Origin of the sequence: Bradyrhizobium sp. CIR18 (assembly GCF_014198295.1) — a bacterium.
Lineage (GTDB): Bacteria > Pseudomonadota > Alphaproteobacteria > Rhizobiales > Xanthobacteraceae > Bradyrhizobium.
Map to the genome: position 1 here is coordinate 49,108 of NZ_JACIHF010000022.1, position 15,852 is coordinate 64,959.

Annotated in this window: 15 protein-coding genes; 4 read left to right on the top strand and 11 right to left on the bottom strand. The window is 64.0% G+C overall.

What is annotated here, in order from left to right; all coding sequences use genetic code 11:
* Positions 1–10: 10 nt before the first annotated feature.
* The 4 genes from GGD65_RS37010 to GGD65_RS37025 form a co-directional block, all read right to left on the bottom strand.
* On the bottom strand, positions 11–703 hold the full coding sequence (locus tag GGD65_RS37010) for an amino acid ABC transporter permease (RefSeq protein ID WP_018321510.1): 693 nt from the start codon (positions 701–703) through the stop codon (positions 11–13).
* A 3-nt stretch (positions 704–706) separates the two neighbouring features.
* A complete protein-coding gene (locus tag GGD65_RS37015) occupies positions 707–1,438 on the bottom strand; it encodes an amino acid ABC transporter permease (protein WP_183233351.1) in 732 nt (243 codons plus the stop codon).
* A 115-nt stretch (positions 1,439–1,553) separates the two neighbouring features.
* Positions 1,554–2,465: an amino acid ABC transporter substrate-binding protein gene (locus tag GGD65_RS37020; RefSeq protein ID WP_092255403.1), complete on the bottom strand. Its 912-nt coding sequence runs from the start codon at positions 2,463–2,465 to the stop codon at positions 1,554–1,556.
* A 101-nt stretch (positions 2,466–2,566) separates the two neighbouring features.
* The gene (locus tag GGD65_RS37025; RefSeq protein ID WP_183238388.1) at positions 2,567–3,952 is read right to left on the bottom strand and encodes a M20 family metallopeptidase; all 1,386 of its coding nucleotides are present in this window, start codon (positions 3,950–3,952) and stop codon (positions 2,567–2,569) included.
* A gap of 274 nt (positions 3,953–4,226) precedes the next feature.
* Here GGD65_RS37025 and GGD65_RS37030 point away from each other — a divergent pair, with 274 nt between their 5' ends.
* Positions 4,227–5,606 (top strand): LLM class flavin-dependent oxidoreductase, encoded by a 1,380-nt coding sequence (locus GGD65_RS37030; protein WP_183238389.1) that lies wholly within the window; start codon positions 4,227–4,229, stop codon positions 5,604–5,606.
* Between the two features lie 160 nt (positions 5,607–5,766).
* On the opposite strand, the gene GGD65_RS37035 is transcribed toward GGD65_RS37030, so the two are convergent.
* The 4 genes from GGD65_RS37035 to GGD65_RS37050 form a co-directional block, all read right to left on the bottom strand.
* Positions 5,767–7,428: a thiamine pyrophosphate-binding protein gene (locus GGD65_RS37035; protein WP_183238390.1), complete on the bottom strand. Its 1,662-nt coding sequence runs from the start codon at positions 7,426–7,428 to the stop codon at positions 5,767–5,769.
* Between the two features lie 255 nt (positions 7,429–7,683).
* Entirely contained in the window at positions 7,684–8,187 is a 504-nt protein-coding gene (locus GGD65_RS37040; protein ID WP_183238391.1) for a GFA family protein, read from the bottom strand.
* A gap of 184 nt (positions 8,188–8,371) precedes the next feature.
* Complete coding sequence (locus tag GGD65_RS37045) at positions 8,372–9,499, bottom strand: alkene reductase (RefSeq protein ID WP_183238392.1); 1,128 nt, start codon at positions 9,497–9,499, stop codon at positions 8,372–8,374.
* Between the two features lie 117 nt (positions 9,500–9,616).
* Positions 9,617–11,113 (bottom strand): aldehyde dehydrogenase family protein, encoded by a 1,497-nt coding sequence (locus tag GGD65_RS37050; protein ID WP_018321502.1) that lies wholly within the window; start codon positions 11,111–11,113, stop codon positions 9,617–9,619.
* Positions 11,114–11,295: 182 nt separating this feature from the next.
* Here GGD65_RS37050 and GGD65_RS37055 point away from each other — a divergent pair, with 182 nt between their 5' ends.
* On the top strand, positions 11,296–12,141 hold the full coding sequence (locus tag GGD65_RS37055) for an SDR family NAD(P)-dependent oxidoreductase (protein WP_018321501.1): 846 nt from the start codon (positions 11,296–11,298) through the stop codon (positions 12,139–12,141).
* A gap of 154 nt (positions 12,142–12,295) precedes the next feature.
* Here GGD65_RS37055 and GGD65_RS37060 read toward each other — a convergent pair whose 3' ends face one another.
* The 3 genes from GGD65_RS37060 to GGD65_RS37070 all read right to left on the bottom strand — a co-directional run bounded on the left by GGD65_RS37060 (position 12,296) and on the right by GGD65_RS37070 (position 13,695).
* Positions 12,296–12,502 (bottom strand): hypothetical protein, encoded by a 207-nt coding sequence (locus GGD65_RS37060; protein WP_008145196.1) that lies wholly within the window; start codon positions 12,500–12,502, stop codon positions 12,296–12,298.
* A 181-nt stretch (positions 12,503–12,683) separates the two neighbouring features.
* Positions 12,684–12,959, bottom strand: coding sequence for a YiaA/YiaB family inner membrane protein (locus tag GGD65_RS37065; RefSeq protein ID WP_018321499.1), 276 nt, complete (start codon positions 12,957–12,959; stop codon positions 12,684–12,686).
* 40 nt (positions 12,960–12,999) lie between these two features.
* Positions 13,000–13,695 (bottom strand): PspA/IM30 family protein, encoded by a 696-nt coding sequence (locus GGD65_RS37070; protein ID WP_183238393.1) that lies wholly within the window; start codon positions 13,693–13,695, stop codon positions 13,000–13,002.
* Positions 13,696–13,799: 104 nt separating this feature from the next.
* Between GGD65_RS37070 and GGD65_RS37075 the strand changes: the two genes are divergently transcribed.
* Positions 13,800–14,408, top strand: a complete 609-nt coding sequence (locus tag GGD65_RS37075) for a TetR/AcrR family transcriptional regulator (protein ID WP_183238394.1) — start codon at positions 13,800–13,802, stop codon at positions 14,406–14,408.
* A 169-nt stretch (positions 14,409–14,577) separates the two neighbouring features.
* Positions 14,578–15,849: a DUF892 family protein gene (locus GGD65_RS37080; RefSeq protein ID WP_018321496.1), complete on the top strand. Its 1,272-nt coding sequence runs from the start codon at positions 14,578–14,580 to the stop codon at positions 15,847–15,849.
* The last annotated feature ends 3 nt before the right edge of the window (positions 15,850–15,852 follow it).

Below are 15,852 nucleotides of genomic sequence, written 5' to 3' on the forward strand. Positions count from 1 at the left end.
CCGACACGCTCTATCGAATGATGGCGATGCGCGCCTGGAGGCGACGGACGCCGAAGGACGCGATACAGGAAATGGTGAAGTAGACGACGGCTGCGAACAGGTACATTTCGACGAGGCGCCCGTCGCGCTGCGCGACCTTGCTCGCCGCTCCCAGGAAGTCCGTGATCGAGAGGACGTAGACCAGCGAGGTGTCCTGGAACAGCACGATGGTCTGCGTGATCAGGACCGGCAGCATGTTGCGGAAAGCTTGCGGCAACACGACGTAGCGCATGGTCTGGGCGTAGGTCAGCCCTAGCGCGCTGGCCGCGGCCGGCTGGCCGCGCGAGATCGACTGGATGCCGGCGCGCATGATCTCGGAGAAGTACGCCGCCTCGAACATGATGAAGGTGATGAGCGAGGATGCGAACGCGCCGACGCTGATGGGACGCGAGGCGCCGGTCAGCCACTGCCCGATATAGGGCACCAGGAAGTAGAACCAGAAGATCACCAGCACCAGCGGCAGCGAGCGCATGAAGTCGACATAGACCCCGGCGATCCGGCCGAGCAGCTTGAGGCCCGACAGGCGCATCAGGGCGAGCGCCGTGCCGAAGACGAGGCCACCGAGGGCTGCAAGGCCCGTCAGCGTCAGTGTGAACGTCATGCCCTCGTAGAACAGATAGGGCAGAGCGCGGCGGATGACGTCGAAATCGAGATTGCCGAACATCGCTTATTTCCCCGTGATGTAGCCGGGGATCGCGACCCAGCGTTCGAGGAAGCGCATCGCGGTCACCACGACGGCGTTGACGAGGAGATAGAGGATGGTCGCGGCGGTGAAGGCCTCGAACACCTGGAACGAGAATTCCTGCATCGAGCGCGCCTGTCCGGTCAGCTCGAGCAGGCCGATGGTGATCGCGACCGCCGTGTTCTTGATGGTGTTGAGGAACTCCGACGTCAGCGGCGGCAGGATGATGCGGAACGCCATCGGCAGCAGCACATAGCGATAACCCTGCGCGGTGGTCAGACCCAGCGCGGTCGCCGCCATCTTCTGCCCGCGCGGCAGTGAGCCGATGCCGGCCTGCAGCTGCACGGCCACGCGCGCCGACATGAAGAAGCCGACGCCGATCGCCGCCGTCCAGAACGGCGCGTTCGGCAATTGCTTCAGCCAAATGCCGGCGGCCTTCGGCAGCAGCTCCGGCAGCACGAAGAACCACAGGAACAGCTGCACCAACAGCGGCATGTTGCGGAAGAATTCGACATAGGCGAAGCCGAACCAGTTCGCCCCCTTCGACGGCAGCGTGCGCATGACGCCGACGATCGAGCCGGTGATCAGCGCGATGACCCAGGCCAGCGCCGCGGTTTTCAGGGTCAGCGCCAGGCCCGACAGCAGCATGTCGAGATAGGTGCCCGTCCCCATCGGGTTCGGCTGGAAAAAGATTCCCCAGTTCCAGTTATAGTTCACGTGTCCCCCGCGCGAACGCGCCAGTCAGAGATATCCTGGCCGCCTATGCAAATGTCCGGCCACCCCTGTGTCAAGAGTGGCCGGACATGATCCCGATCGAAAGATCGAGGTTATCTTACTTATAGTCGTCCGGGTTCGGCGAGTCCGTCGGCTTGGCGAACTCGTTCTTCAGCTCGGCCGAGATCGGCGTGTTGAGGTTCAGGCCCTTCGGCGGGATCTTGGCGGTGAACCACTTGTCATAGATCTTCTGGGCCTCGCCGGACGTATAGAGCGCCGCGGTCGCCGCATCGACCACCTTCTTGAAGGCGGCATCGTCCTTGCGCAGCATGATGCCATAGGGCTCCGGCTTGGAGAATGCGTCCTTGGAGATGACGTAGTCAGCCGGCGACTTCGAGCCGGCGACGAGGCTGGCGAGCAGGATGTCGTCCATCACGAAGGCAACCGCGCGGTCGGTCTCGACCATCAGGAAGGCTTCGGCGTGGTCCTTGGCCGGAATGATGTTGGCGCCGAGCTTTTTCTCGACGTTGGCCTCGGTCAGCTGCTTGATGTTGGTGGTTCCCGCGGTCGAGACCACGGTCTTGCCCTTGAGGTCTTCGATCGACTTCAGGCCGCTCGACTTCTTGAAGACGTAGCGGCTCGCGGTCAGGTAGTGGGTGTTGGTGAAGGCAACCTGCTTCTGGCGCTCGGCATTGTTGGTGGTCGAGCCGCATTCGAGGTCGATGGTGCCGTTCGCCATCAGCGGGATACGGGTCGCCGACGTCACCGGGTTGAGCTTGACCTCGAGCTTGTCGAGCTTGAGCTCCTTCTTCACGGCGTCGACGATCTTGTAGCAGATGTCCATCGCAAATCCGACGGGCTTCTGATTGTCGTCGAGATAGGAGAAGGGGATCGAGGAGTCGCGGAAGCCCAGCGTGATGGCGCCGGTGTCCTTGATGTTCTTCAGCGTGCCTGTCAGCTCCTGGGCCCCGGCCTGGCTGACGGCGAAGGTCGCGGCGAGCGCGAGCCCAATGCTACGGAAATGTTTCACTTTTTTGGTCCCCTTTCAGGATGATGCGGCCCGGATGCAAGCACAGATTGGGCCGGATTAGAATGTGACTTTCGGCTGGCTTGCGGCAGAGGTTAATGGGCTCAGGTCAGCGGCTTGGGCAATTCCCCGAGATCCCAGAACAGGCCGGCCATCACCGTCAAGGCTTCTTCCGTCAATGGCAGCAGGATGTGCTCATTGGGCGCATGCTGGGAGCAGCCGGGATAGGAGTGCGGGACCCAGATCGTCGGCAGACCCAGGATCTCGGAGAATACGTCGTTGGGCAGCGAGCCGCCGAAGTTCGGCAGCACCGCCGGCGGCTTGCCGGTGGTCTCTTTCACCGAATCCGCCGCCCATTTGATCCAGGGGCTGTCGAAATCGGTGCGCGATGCAGCAAAGCTCTGCGCCGCCCGCACCTCGACCATCGAAAAGCCCTTCTGGACAAGATGCGCGCGGATCGCCTCGATCAGGCCGCCGACCTCGGTGCCGACCACGAAACGCAGTTGCAGCACGGCATTGGCATGGCCCGGAATGGCGTTGGCCGGCTTCTCGATATTGCCGGATGACATCGCCAGCACTTCCAGCGTGTTCCAGGCGTAAAGCCGCTCGGCGGCCGACAGCCCCTCCTCGCCCCAGTTCTCGGCAAGCGCCGGCTCGTCCTCGGTCGGCACCACCTGTACGTCGGCAAGATAGCTGCGGATCTGGTTGGTGAGGCGCGGCGGTTTCAGGGCGTCGAGCTGCAGGCGGCCATGGCCGTCGACCAGCGTCGAGATCGCATTCACCAGAATGGTCGCGGGGTTGGCGAGCACGCCGCCCCAATTGCCGGAATGGTGGCCGCCGTCGCGCAGGTTCACATCGAGATGAACGCGGATGCCGCCGCGGCATCCCAGGAACAGCGTCGGGCGGTCGGCGGACAGGCGCGGCCCGTCGGAGGCCATGAACAAATCGGCCTTGAGCGCGTCGCGATTGAGGTCGCACACCTTGCCCAGATCGGGCGAGCCGATCTCCTCGCCCATCTCGACGATGAACTTGGCGTTGAAGCCGAGCTTGCCGCCACGGGCGTCGCGCACCGCGCGGAGTGCCGCCATGTTGATGCTGTGCTGGCCCTTGTTGTCGGCGGTGCCGCGGCCATAGAGCCGCGTGCCCGCAACCGTCGTGCGCCAGGGATCGCGGCCCTCGCGCCACTCGCCCTCCATGCCGTCGACGACGTCGCCATGGCCGTAGATCAGCACGGTGGGCGCTGAGGCGTTTTCGTGATGCTCGGCGAACAGGAACGGCGACTTGCCACTGGGGGACTCGACGATGCGGCTGGTAAAATCCAGCGCGGCAAACGCCGGCTGCATTTCCTGTTCCAGATAGGCGCGCAGCTCGGCGCCGCGCGAGGGATTCTGGCTTTCGGTCTTGAAGGCGACGCGGCGGTCGAGTTCAGCGAGGAACGCACCGGATTTGAAATCATCACGGGCGCGGGCGATGGCGTCGGCTCTGGTCATGACTTGCTTTTCGAGACTTTGAGACAAAGGACCCTACCCGAGACAGGTGGCCCTTCGAAAGTGGCGGGGACGTCGATAGTTCTTGGAGTTCTCTTGAACTTCTCTTGTAGTTCTCTTGGGATTTCGTTCTTGCTCTCTTGAGACTGGCTTGCCAAGGGCGGCAGCCCGCTGATTTTGGCCTTGCCAAGCGCAGGTTATATGCAAGAACTTCGCCAAGTTCGGGCGCACATCTACCATTCGAAGAGCGCTCAGTATAGAGCGCCGGGGAACGATCATGGCCAAGCAGATCAGGCTCAATGCCTTTGCGATGAATTGCGTCGCGCACCAGTCGCCGGGCCTGTGGACTCATCCACGCGACCGCACCGCCGAGTATAACCGCCTGCCCTACTGGATCGATCTTGCCAGGACACTGGAGCGCGGCCGTTTCGACGGGCTGTTCCTGGCCGACGTGCTCGGCGTCTACGACGTCTACGGCAACAGTCCTGACGCTGCCTTGCGCAACGCAGCACAGACGCCGTCGAACGAGCCGCTGCTGCTGCTCTCGGCGATGGCCGCGGTGACGAAAGACCTCGGCTTCGGCGTCACCAGCAATCTGTCGTTCGAGCCGCCCTATCCGTTCGCGCGGCGGATGTCGACGCTGGACCATCTCACCGAGGGCCGGATCGGCTGGAACGTCGTCACCGGCTATCTCGACAGTGCCGCGCGTGGCGCCGGCAAGGACAAGCAGACCGGGCATGACGACCGCTACGACATCGCGGACGAATATATGGAGGTGGTCTACAAGCTCTGGGAAGGGAGCTGGGAGGACGACGCCGTGCTGCGCGACCGCAAGAGCGGCATCTTCACCGATCCCAGCAAGGTTCACCGCATCAATCACGAGAGCGCGAACTACCGCATCAACAACACCATCCATCTCAGCGAGCCCTCGCCCCAGCGCACGCCGGTGCTGTACCAGGCCGGCACTTCGCCGCGCGGCCGGCAGTTCGCGGCCAAGCATGCCGAATGCGTGTTCATGTCGGGACCGTCGGCCAAGATCATCGGGCCGCGCGTGTCAGCGATCCGCCAGGAGGCCGCCGCGGTCGGCCGCGATCCGGCTGAGATCCTGATGTTCAACATGATGACGATCATCCTCGGCAACACGGAAGCAGAGGCTGCGGCGAAATATGCCGACTACCGGTCGCATATCAACCCGGAAGGCGCGCTGGCCCTGATGTCGGGCTGGACCGGCATCGACTTCTCCGGCTACGAGCTCGACCAGCAGGTCCGTCACGTCCAGAACGATGCCGGTCGCAGCGCACTCGACAATGTCACCCGCGGCGATCCCGACCGCGTCTGGACCGTGCGCGACGTCATCGAGCATGTCGGCATCGGCGGCGCCGGCCCTGTCGTGGTCGGCACGCCGGAGATGGTCGCGGACAAGATCGAGGACTGGTTCGAGAAGACCGACGTCGACGGCCTCAACGTCGCGTTTGCGATCTCGCCTGGCGATTTCGAGGATATCGCCGACATGCTGGTGCCGGAGCTGACGCGGCGCGGACGGTACAAGTCGGAATACGCCAAGGGCACGCTGCGAGAGAAGCTGTTCGGCGCCGGCCGCGCAAGGCTGGATGCGCCGCATCCGGCGGCCGGATATAGGGTGGGGAGGAAGGGGTAGTTGCCACGTCCTAGGTGTCGTCCCGGCGAACGCCGGGACCCATAACCCCAGGGAGTGGTTTGGCGAAGACTCGTTGTTCGGGATTAGCTCTGTCCGCAATCGATAGATCGCGCGGTGGGTCCCGGCGTTCGCCGGGACGACGCCGTGGAGGCAGCCTGCCCTACACCTTCCCGTCCACCATCACCTCGATCAGCTTCGTCCCCGGCCGGCCAAACGCCGACGCCAGCGTCGCCTTCAGCTCGCGGGGATCGCTCACCTTGATTGCCTCGCAGCCGAGCGCCTTGGCGACGCCGGCGAAATCCACGGGCGGATCGACGAAATCCATGCCGACATAATTGTCGTCGCCGTGGAAGGCGAGCAGGCGCTGCTTGATGATGCGGTAGCCGCCATTGTTGACGATGACGACGTTGAGCGGCAGCTTGTGATGCGCCGCGGTCCATAGCGACTGGATCGAATACATCGCGCTGCCGTCGCCCGAGAAGCAGACGACCGGACGATCAGGATTGGCAATGCTGGCGCCGACCGAGGCCGGGAGGCCCCAGCCGATGCCGCCCGAGGCAAGACCGTGATAACCGTAGCGATCGCGATGCGGCCGCAGCGCCGTCACTTGACGGCTGGAGGTGAGGCCTTCGTCGACCAGGATGGCATTGTCAGGCATGGCCTCGACCATTTGCAGCACCAGGAAGTCCGGATCGATTGGCGTGCGACCAGCGCTCTTGCCGATCTGCTCGACCAGCGCCGCGCGGCGTGCGGTCCAGTTCTTCGGCGCGAGTTCGGCGAGACGCTGCTTGGCGCGGCACGCCAGTGTCGCGCCACCCATCTCCTTGAGCACCGGGATCAGCGCGCGCAAGGTTTCCTTCAGATCCGCCTTCAGGGCGATCTCGACGCCATAGTTCTTGGCGATCTCCCAATCGACGAGGCCGATCTGCACGACACCGAGACCATCCGGCAGCGCATCAACCTCGCTATAAACAGACATCCGCAACGGATCGCCGCCGAGCGCGATCAGGAGGTCGTATGGCGCAAGCGTATCGCGCGCGACCTTCTGCACGCGTGCCAGCGTGCCGACAAAGCTCGGGCTCTCCGACAGGAAGTGCGAGCCATACGGCGTTGAGGATTGAAAGGCCGCCGCGCCGAGCAGTTCGGCAAGTTCGGCGGCCTCCTTCAGCGCATCGCTCTTGACCACCTCGTCCATGGTGACGATGACGGGACGCTCCGCCCTGAGCAGGCGCGCAGCAAACGCCTTGAGCGCTTCGTCCGACGGCCTTGTCCGCGCGTCGATGCGGGTGGAGCGGCCGAGATCGATCCCGGCTTCGCTGTTCAGGATGTCGCCGGGCAGCGAGATGAACACCGGCCCCGTCGGCGGCGTCGTCGCAATCTTGGCGGCACGGCGCACGATGCGCGGCAGATCCTCCAGCCGCGTCACCTCCACCGCCCATTTCACCAGGGGTTCGGCCATGCGCACCAGCGGGCCATACAGCACTGGCTCCATCAGGCCATGGCCCTGCTCCTGCTGGCCGGCGGTCAGGATCATCGGCGTACCCGTGAACTGGGCGTTGTAGAGCGAGCCCATCGCGTTGCCGAGGCCGGGCGCGACATGGACGTTGCAGGCGACGAGCTTTCCCGAAGCGCGGCTATAGCCATCGGCGATCGCGACCACCAGGCTCTCCTGCATCGCCATCACATAAGTGAGGTCTGGATGGTCCTTCAGCGCATGCATGATCGGCAGCTCGGTGGTGCCGGGGTTGCCGAACAGATGCGTGATGCCCTCGTCCTTGAGCAGCGCGAGAAAGGCGGAGCGGCCGGTGATCTTGTTCTTCATGTTTCCTCCAGGAGCGGACGTTGCCGCAAGGACTGAAAGCATGATGGCCGAAGTCGCGGGAGGCGCGCAAGGAAGCGTGGTCATGGCTGCGTTGCATGGAAACCCCGCTCGTGTCCCGGACGCGACGCAGCGCGCAGCGGTGCGGCGCAGAGCCGGGACCCAGTTGCTCGCCGCATTCTGCATGGGCCCTGGCTCGGCGGAGCGTCACTTCGTGCCGCACCGCGTCCGGGGCACGAGAGCGGAGTACGTTGCGCGCTACATTTCCTCCCGCCCCAGCTCGAACGGGTCCTCGCCGCCTGCCCGCTTCTTCTTTTTCGACCGCTGCCAGACCACGCCCGGAAATCCCTTCAGCGGCACCAGCGGCTCACCGGTATAGGCCCATTCCTGCAGCTCCTCGATCGCGATGTGATAGAGCGGCTGGCGGCCGGTGCGCTCTCTGAAGAGCGCACGCGGGATGTTGACCATGTGCGGACCGCGCGGACGTTCATAAGCAATCGGCGTGCCGCAATGCGAGCAGAAGCTGCGCGCGGTCTTGGTCGCCTTGTCTTCAAAGCGGGTCAGCGCGGTTTTGCCCGAGGTGATGCGGAAGCGCTTCTTCCAGCTGCCGACATAGGTGGCATAAGCGGCACCATGGGCGCGGCGGCTCGCAGCCGAATGATCGTGCCAGGCCCAGCGCGCGGGGACGTCGATCTCGAAGGTCACCTTGCCACAGAGGCATTGGCCGGTGGCGATCCCTGCGGCGGCTGCGGCTTTGGCCATGGAAATCTCTCCGTCGTCATTGCGAGGAGCGTTAGCGACGAAGCAATCCAGACTGCCTCGGCGGAAAGATCCTGGATTGCTTCGCTGCGCTCGCAATGACGGAGTTTGTGGTGCGGTGGCGCAACAAATCAAGATCGTCATTCCGGGGCGATGCGAAGCATCGAGCCCGGAATGACCGAGCAAATTACGCCGGCGTCAGCTCGTCATAAACAGGATAATCCGTATACCCCTTCTCCTCGCCGCCGTAGAACGTCGCGCGGTTGTACGGCGTGATCGGATAGTCGTGCTGCAGGCGGCGCGGCAGATCGGGATTGGAGATGAAGATGCGGCCGAAGGCGATGATGTCGGCGTGTCCATCGGCGATCGCCGCATTCGCGGTCTCGCCGGTAAAGCCGCCAGCGGTCATCAGCACGCCACCGTAGAGCGGGCGGAACAGCAGCATCGCCGACGGCACATTCTGCCAGTTGACTTCGGCGCGACCCGAGCCGCTCGATCGCGGCTCGATGAAGTGCAGATAGGCGAGGCCGAGCTTGTCGAGCGCCTTCACCACGTGGGTGTAGAGCGGCATCGGATCGGGCTCGCCGGAATCATTGGCGATGCCATGCGGCGACAGCCGCACGCCGACGCGGTTCGCACCCCAGACGTCGATCGCGGCCTGCGTGATCTCCAGCAGCAGCCGCGCGCGGTTCTCGATCGATCCACCATATTGATCGGTGCGCTGGTTGCTGCGCGATTGCAGGAATTGCTCGAGCAGATAGCCGTTGGCGCCGTGGATCTCGACGCCGTCGAAGCCGGCCGCGAGCGCATTCTTCGCGCCCTGCCGGAAGGCCTCGACGATACCCTTGACCTCCTCGGTCTCCAGCGCGCGCGGCGTCTCATAGTCCGAGATCTTGCCGTCGGCCGTCATCGCCTTCATGCCCTCGGCCTTGATCGGGATCGCCGAAGCCGAAACCGGCAGCTCGCCGCCGTGGAACGAGGAATGCGAGACGCGGCCGACATGCCAGAGTTGGAGGAAGATGATGCCGCCCTTGGCGTGCACCGCATCCGTCACCTTGCGCCAGCCGGCGATCTGCGTTTCCGAATAGATGCCGGGCGTCGCCGGATTACCGCGGCCATGCGAGAGCACCGGCGAGGCTTCGGCGATGAGCAGGCCGCCTGGCGTCGCACGCTGGCCATAATATTCGGCGTTGAGCGGCCTCGGAGAAAAGCTCTCGCGCTCGGCCCGCATGCGCGTCAGCGGTGCCATCGCCACGCGATGCGCAAGCTTGTACGGCCCGACCTGCAACGGTCTAAACAACGCCTCGAATTTCATGCTGACCCCGAATTACTTTGGAAGGATGCGGATCATATAGCGAGGGGCGGCCCCCGGAAAAGGCGCCGCCCCACAAAAGCAGATATTCCCTCTCGCGGAAGGCGGAGAGCACAGGGGCTAGGCCGTCTTGACCCAGACGGCCTTCACGTTGAGATATTCCTCGACATGCTGCTTGCCGGACTCGCGGCCATAGCCGCTCATCTTGTAGCCGCCGAAGGGCACGGCCGGGTCCATGGCCTGGTAGCAGTTCACCCACACCGAACCGGCACGCAGCGATTTTGCGACCGCATGCGCTTTGCTGACGTCGCGCGTCCACAGGCCCGAACCGAGGCCGAAGGTGGTGTTGTTGGCGCGCTTGACCAGCTCGTCCATGTCCTTGAATGCGATCGCTGAGATGACGGGGCCAAAAATCTCCTCCTGCGCGATGCGCATGTTGTCCTGAACGCCCGCGAACACGGTCGGCGAGACGAAGAAGCCCTTCGACAATGCCCCCTCGGTGACGCGGCCCCCGCCGGCGAGCGCCTTCGCGCCTTCCTTCTGGCCGATGTCGAGATAGCCGGTGACGCGCTCGAGCTGTTGCTCGGACACCAGCGGGCCGATCTGCACATTGGGATCGAGACCGTTGCCGACCTGCAGCTTCTTGCCGAACTCGGCGACGCGGCCGACGAACTCCTCGTAGATCGACTGCTCGACGAACAGGCGCGTACCCGCGCTGCAGATCTGCCCCGAATTGGCAAACACCGCCATCGCCGCGCCAGGTACTGCGGCATCGAGATCGGCGTCAGCGAACACGATGTCCGGCGACTTGCCGCCGAGCTCGAGCGAAACACGCTTCAAGTTGCCGGCGGAGGCGCGGATGATCGACTGACCCGTGACGTGCGAGCCAGTGAAGGCGACCTTGTCGACGTCATGATGCGAGGCGAGCGCGGCGCCCGCGGTCTCGCCATAGCCGGGCACGACGTTGACGACGCCGGGCGGAATGCCGGCCTCCATCGCCAGCTCGGCGATGCGCAGCGAGGTCAGCGGCGCCTCTTCGGCGGGCTTGAGCACCACGGTGCAGCCGGTCGCGATCGCCGGGCCGATCTTCCAGATCGTCGCGGTCAGCGGGCCGTTCCAAGGAATGATGGCGCCGACGACACCGATCGGCTCCTTCAGCGTGTAGGAGAAGATTTCGCCGGGCAACGAGTTCTCGATGGTCTCGCCGTGGATCGCAGTGGTCTGGCCGGCGTAATAACGCAGCATGCCGACGGCGCGCAGACGATAGGCCCGGGTGCGGCTGAGAGGCGCACCCATGTCGAGGGTGTCGAGCTGCGACAATTCGTCGAAATTCTTCTCGACGAGATCGGCGAGCTTGAGCAGCAGATTCTGCCGCTCGAACGGTTTCACTTTGCTCCAGGGGCCCTCGAAGGCGCGGCGGGCGGCGGCAACCGCACGATCGATGTCTTCCTTGTCGCCCTCGGCGACGGTTGCGAGCAATTCGCCGGTGGCGGGGTTGTGAGTCTCGAAGCGCTTGCCTGAGGCTGCGTCGACCCACTTCCCGTCGATCAGCATCTGCTTGTAGGACCCATTCGCGAACGGATGGCGCGTGATCGGAATAGCCTGCGACACAGCCATGGCTGCACTCCCTGTCAGGTGATTTATTGGTTCGATCTGGGCGGGATCGTTGGGATGAAGGATACAGCCGTGCCGGATAGGCGTAAAGGCAGCGCCGAACGAAGACCTCCCATGCCAACTTGTGCAGGGTCGGAGTGCTGCCATGTTATAACTCGACGAAGAGTCCTCCCCGGAGATGATCCATGCCACATCCCGCCATCGTCAAAGACAATGTCGCCGTGATCACAGGTGGCGCATCCGGAATCGGATTTGCCGCCGCCGCAGCGTTCGCGCGCGCCGGCATGAAGGTGTGTATCGCGGACGTGGACCAGAAGCGGCTGGCGGACGCTGCGACAAAACTGTCATCCGTCACGGTTGCCACAAACGTGATGACCTTCGCCGTCGATGTCAGCAGCGCGGAGAGCGTGACGGAACTGGAACACGCCGTGGCCGCGCAGTTCGGCGGAACGGACCTGCTCATGAACAATGCCGGCATCCAGCCGGGCAGCACGCTGTTCGGCGAACCCGACAATTGGCAGCGCATCATCGCCGTCAATATGTGGGGCATCATCAACGGCTCGCGCATCTTCGCGCCCAACATGATCGCACGCGGCAAGACCGGCCTCATCATCAACACCGGCTCGAAGCAGGGCATCACCACGCCGCCGGGCGATCCCGCCTACAATGTCTCCAAGGCCGGCGTGAAGGCATTTACCGAGGCGCTTCAGCACGAGCTGCGCAACATGAGAGACTGTCGCGTCACGGCACATTTGCTTATTCCCGGCTTCGTCTTCACCGGCCTCACCGCGAAGGGGCGCACCGAAAAGCCGGCCGGCGCCTGGACGCCGGAGCAAACGGTCGATTTCATGCTGGCGCGGCTGGAGGTGGGCGATTTCTACATCCTGTGCCCGGACAACGACGTGCCGCGCGCGCTCGACGAGAAGCGCATGCAATGGGCCGCCGGCGACATCGTCGAGAACCGCCCGCCGCTGTCGCGCTGGCACCCGGATTACGCGGATGCGTTCACGAGGTTCGTGGAGGGGAAATAACTGTCAGACCCTCATGGTGAGGAGCGCGCCCTTGCGCGCGTCTCGAACCATGCAGGCTGCAACAGCCCGGCCTCGATCCTTCGAGACGCCCGCTTTCAGCGGGCTCCTCAGGATGAGGGTTGGAGTGTTCGCGGCGCGGTAAGTTCGCAACCGCCTACAGCGTCTCTTGCTGATGCCCGCAATTCTTGCAGGCGAACTTGACCCGAGTCTGGCCTTTCTCCGCCTGGACGCGGTTCGGCGCGCCGCACTTGCCGCACACGGCCTCGATGCGGGTCGCGCCCTGCTTGACGACGATGGTCTTCTTTTCCATCGATTCGCGGATCAGGCGCTCGGCCTCCTCACGCAGCGATTGTTTCGACAAAGCTCGTCTCCGCCTCTGGAAAGCGCGAGAGCCATAACGCACCTGCGTTCGAAGTACAATGCGGGATGCGGATCGGAAGGCCCGATCAAAACGTCATTCCGGGTGGTCGCGGACGCGAGAGCCGCGGCGCGACGCTCCGCGGCTCTCTTGCTCGTCGTCCGATTGGCGCAAGACACATTTTTCAAGCCGCCTTGGAAACCTCCATCAGCAGCCGTTCGGCCTTGGCATCCTCGATGCGGTTCACCAGCCGGCTGCTCTCGTGATTGTCGCGCACGGTCTTGGTCAGGGTGATGCAGGTCTGAATCAGCATCACGATGCCCATGGTGAGGTAGCCCTTCATCCAGAGGTCGATCGGCAGGAAGAAGATGCCGATGGCAATGAGGAACGCGGAAGCCGCGAAGGACGCGTAAGTGAAGGTCACCCAGGCGCTGCTATGGGGTTGGCCGTTCTGGTTCATGATCGTCTCCTGTTGGTTCGAATGATGATGGGGTTGGGGATCAGGCGGTCGGCGCGCGCTTGGACTTCAACCGGACCAGCACGTCGTCCGCAGTCGTCTTCAACCGGGGGCCAAAACCCTGCTCGGCGAGTCTCTCGGCGGTGGCGAGCGGACCGCTCGCCGCATCGAGCTCGACCAGCGCATCATCGGCCGCCTGGGCCTCCACCTGCCGCTCGCGCAGGCGCCGCAGGGTGCTCTCCGCCTCCGGCAGCGTGGATTCGTAAGGGCGTGCCGCCTCGATGCCGCTGCGGCGAAGCGAGCGCACCGCCTCCGAGGCGCGGGCGACGCGGCGGCCGCGATCGAGCTCGGTGATGCGGGCCTGCGCGGTTGCGACGTGCCGCTTCAGCCGGGCGATCTCGGTCGCGAACAAGGCGCGGGCCGTCATCGCCGCATCGCGGTCGGCCTCCAAGCCTGCGATGGCTTCGGCAGCGTCCCTGGCGAGATCCTCGCGGCCGCCGTCGAGCGCCGCGACCGCGCGCGTCTCGAGATCGGCAATGCGGGCGATCGTCGCCTCGAGCTTGCGGCCTTCCTGCTGATCCTGCGCGATCGCCAGCGCCAGCGTCCGCTTGCTGCGCTCGACGGCGGCTGCCGCATCCCGCATCTGCTGGTCGAGGATCAGAAGGGCAGTTCGGTCTTCCAGCTCTTCGCCGGCGGCGGCCACGCTGCCGCGGAAAAGTGTCACGAAGGTCTTGAACATCTGTTGCTCCCTGTTTATGAGCGTTGCTCACAGACCCTTTGTAGCAACAACCTTGAACATTGTTCAAGAGAAATTTGAGCAACGCTCAAGAATTTTGCCGACATATGTCTAAAGCCTTGGAACGTCGAGAGAAACTTCGATCCGCGCTCATCCTGGCGGCGGAACGGATGATCGCGGACCGTGGTTTGTCAGGGCTGAAAACCCGCGATCTCGCCCGCGAGATCGGCTGCGCCAATGGTGCGGTCTATAATCTCGTGGCCGACATGGACGAGCTGATCCTGCGTGTGGGGTCGCGCACGTTGCTCCGGCTCGACGAGGCGCTGAGCGAGGCCGAAGGCGCGGGCGTCCCCTCGCCGCAGGAGACGCTGGTCCGCATCGCCATCGCCTATTGCGATTTCGCGGCGGAAAATCTCCAGCTCTGGCGCGCGCTGTTCGAGCACCGCATGGAGGCCGACAAGGTCGTCCCCGACTGGTCCGTCGCGGATCAGATGCAGCTGTTCCGCCACATCTACCAGCCGCTGGCCGCGCTGTTTCCAAAGCGCGGCCAGGAGGAGCTCGGCATCACCGCGCGCAGTCTGTTCTCGGCGGTGCATGGCATGGTGGCGCTGGGGTTGGAGCAGAAGCTGGTCGCCGTGCCGCTGCCGGCGCTGCGCAAGGAAATCGCAGGCCTCGTGCGCGCGATGATTGACGGACTGATCGCGCGGGTCGAGTAGAGCCGCGCAGCAGCGGGATCGTAGAGATCTCGCCTGCACCAACGAACGTGCATATGCGCTCCGCTTCACACCTTCGCGCAACACCGGATCTGAATCTCGACGAGAGTAGGAACGAACATTCCGAGGGTCGGTTGACGCGCATAGTTTCCCTCAGAGCGCGAGCCCTCCCATGTATCACCACGTCAAAAAACTGATGTTCACCGTGCGTGTCGACGAACCCGATCCCCGCTTCGGCAATATGCTGCTCGAGCAGTTCGGCGGCGCCAACGGGGAACTCGCGGCCGCGATGCAATACTCGATTCAAGGTTTGAATTGCGAGGACCCCGACCGCAAGGATCTCTTGATGGATATCGGCACCGAAGAGCTCAGCCATCTCGAAGTCGTCGGTTGTCTCGCACGGATGCATCTTGCGCCTTCGAAGAACGACCGCCAGGCGGCGGAAGCCGATCCGCTAATTGCGATCGCCGGCGGCGGCGGCGTCAACCTGTTCAATTCGCAAGGCAATCCCTGGACCGCCGACTATCTCAAGATCACCGGCGAGCTCGACGTCGACCTCCGCAGCAACATCGCCGCCGAGGCGCGCGCGAAGATCGTCTATGAACGGCTGATCAATTTCTGCGACGACGCCGGCAGCAAGGACGCACTCCAGTTCCTGATGACGCGGGAGATCACTCATATGAAGGCGTTCGCGCGAGCGCTCGAAAGCCTGTCGAAGCCGGCCTTCAGCGTCGGCAGGATCGCGCCGACGCCCGGCCTGGTGAACCAGTACTTCAACGATTCCACCGGCAGCGGTGAGCACGGCGAAATCGACACCCGCGGTCCCTGGAACGAGGGTGAGGACTGGGTATTCACGGAATCGCCCGCGCTGCAATCCGCCGATCCCGGCGCCGGCACGCCGATCGTCACGGAGAGCTCACCGCCCGTCGACGAAGCCGGCCTGACCGATCTGCTGCTCCATGAACTGCGCGACATTCTCCATGCCGAGAAGCAGTTGACCAAGGCGCTTCCCAAGATGGCGCAGGCCGCCCGCTTCGACCAGCTGCGGGAATTGTTCGAGCAGCATCTGGCCGAGACCGAGAATCAGATCGAGCGCATCAACGAATGCTTCGAGCTGCTCGGCGAGAACGCTCGCGCCAAGCCTTGCAAGGGCATGATGGGCCTCATCGAGGAAGGCCAGGAGGTCATGAAGGAAGGCGAAGAAAAAGAGGACGCAGCCGCCGACCTCGCACTGATTTCTGCGGCTCAACGCGTCGAACATTACGAGATGTCCGGCTATACCACCGCACGCAACCTGGCACAGCAGCTCCGGCATAGCGCAGTGGTCGCCCTGCTCTCCAAATCCCTCGCCGAAGAGGAAAACGCCGATCTCCTGCTCAATCAGGTCGCGCGATCGCTGATGTCGGTTGCGAAGATGCCTGCCGCACTGGAGCAGGCCGAATAGGAA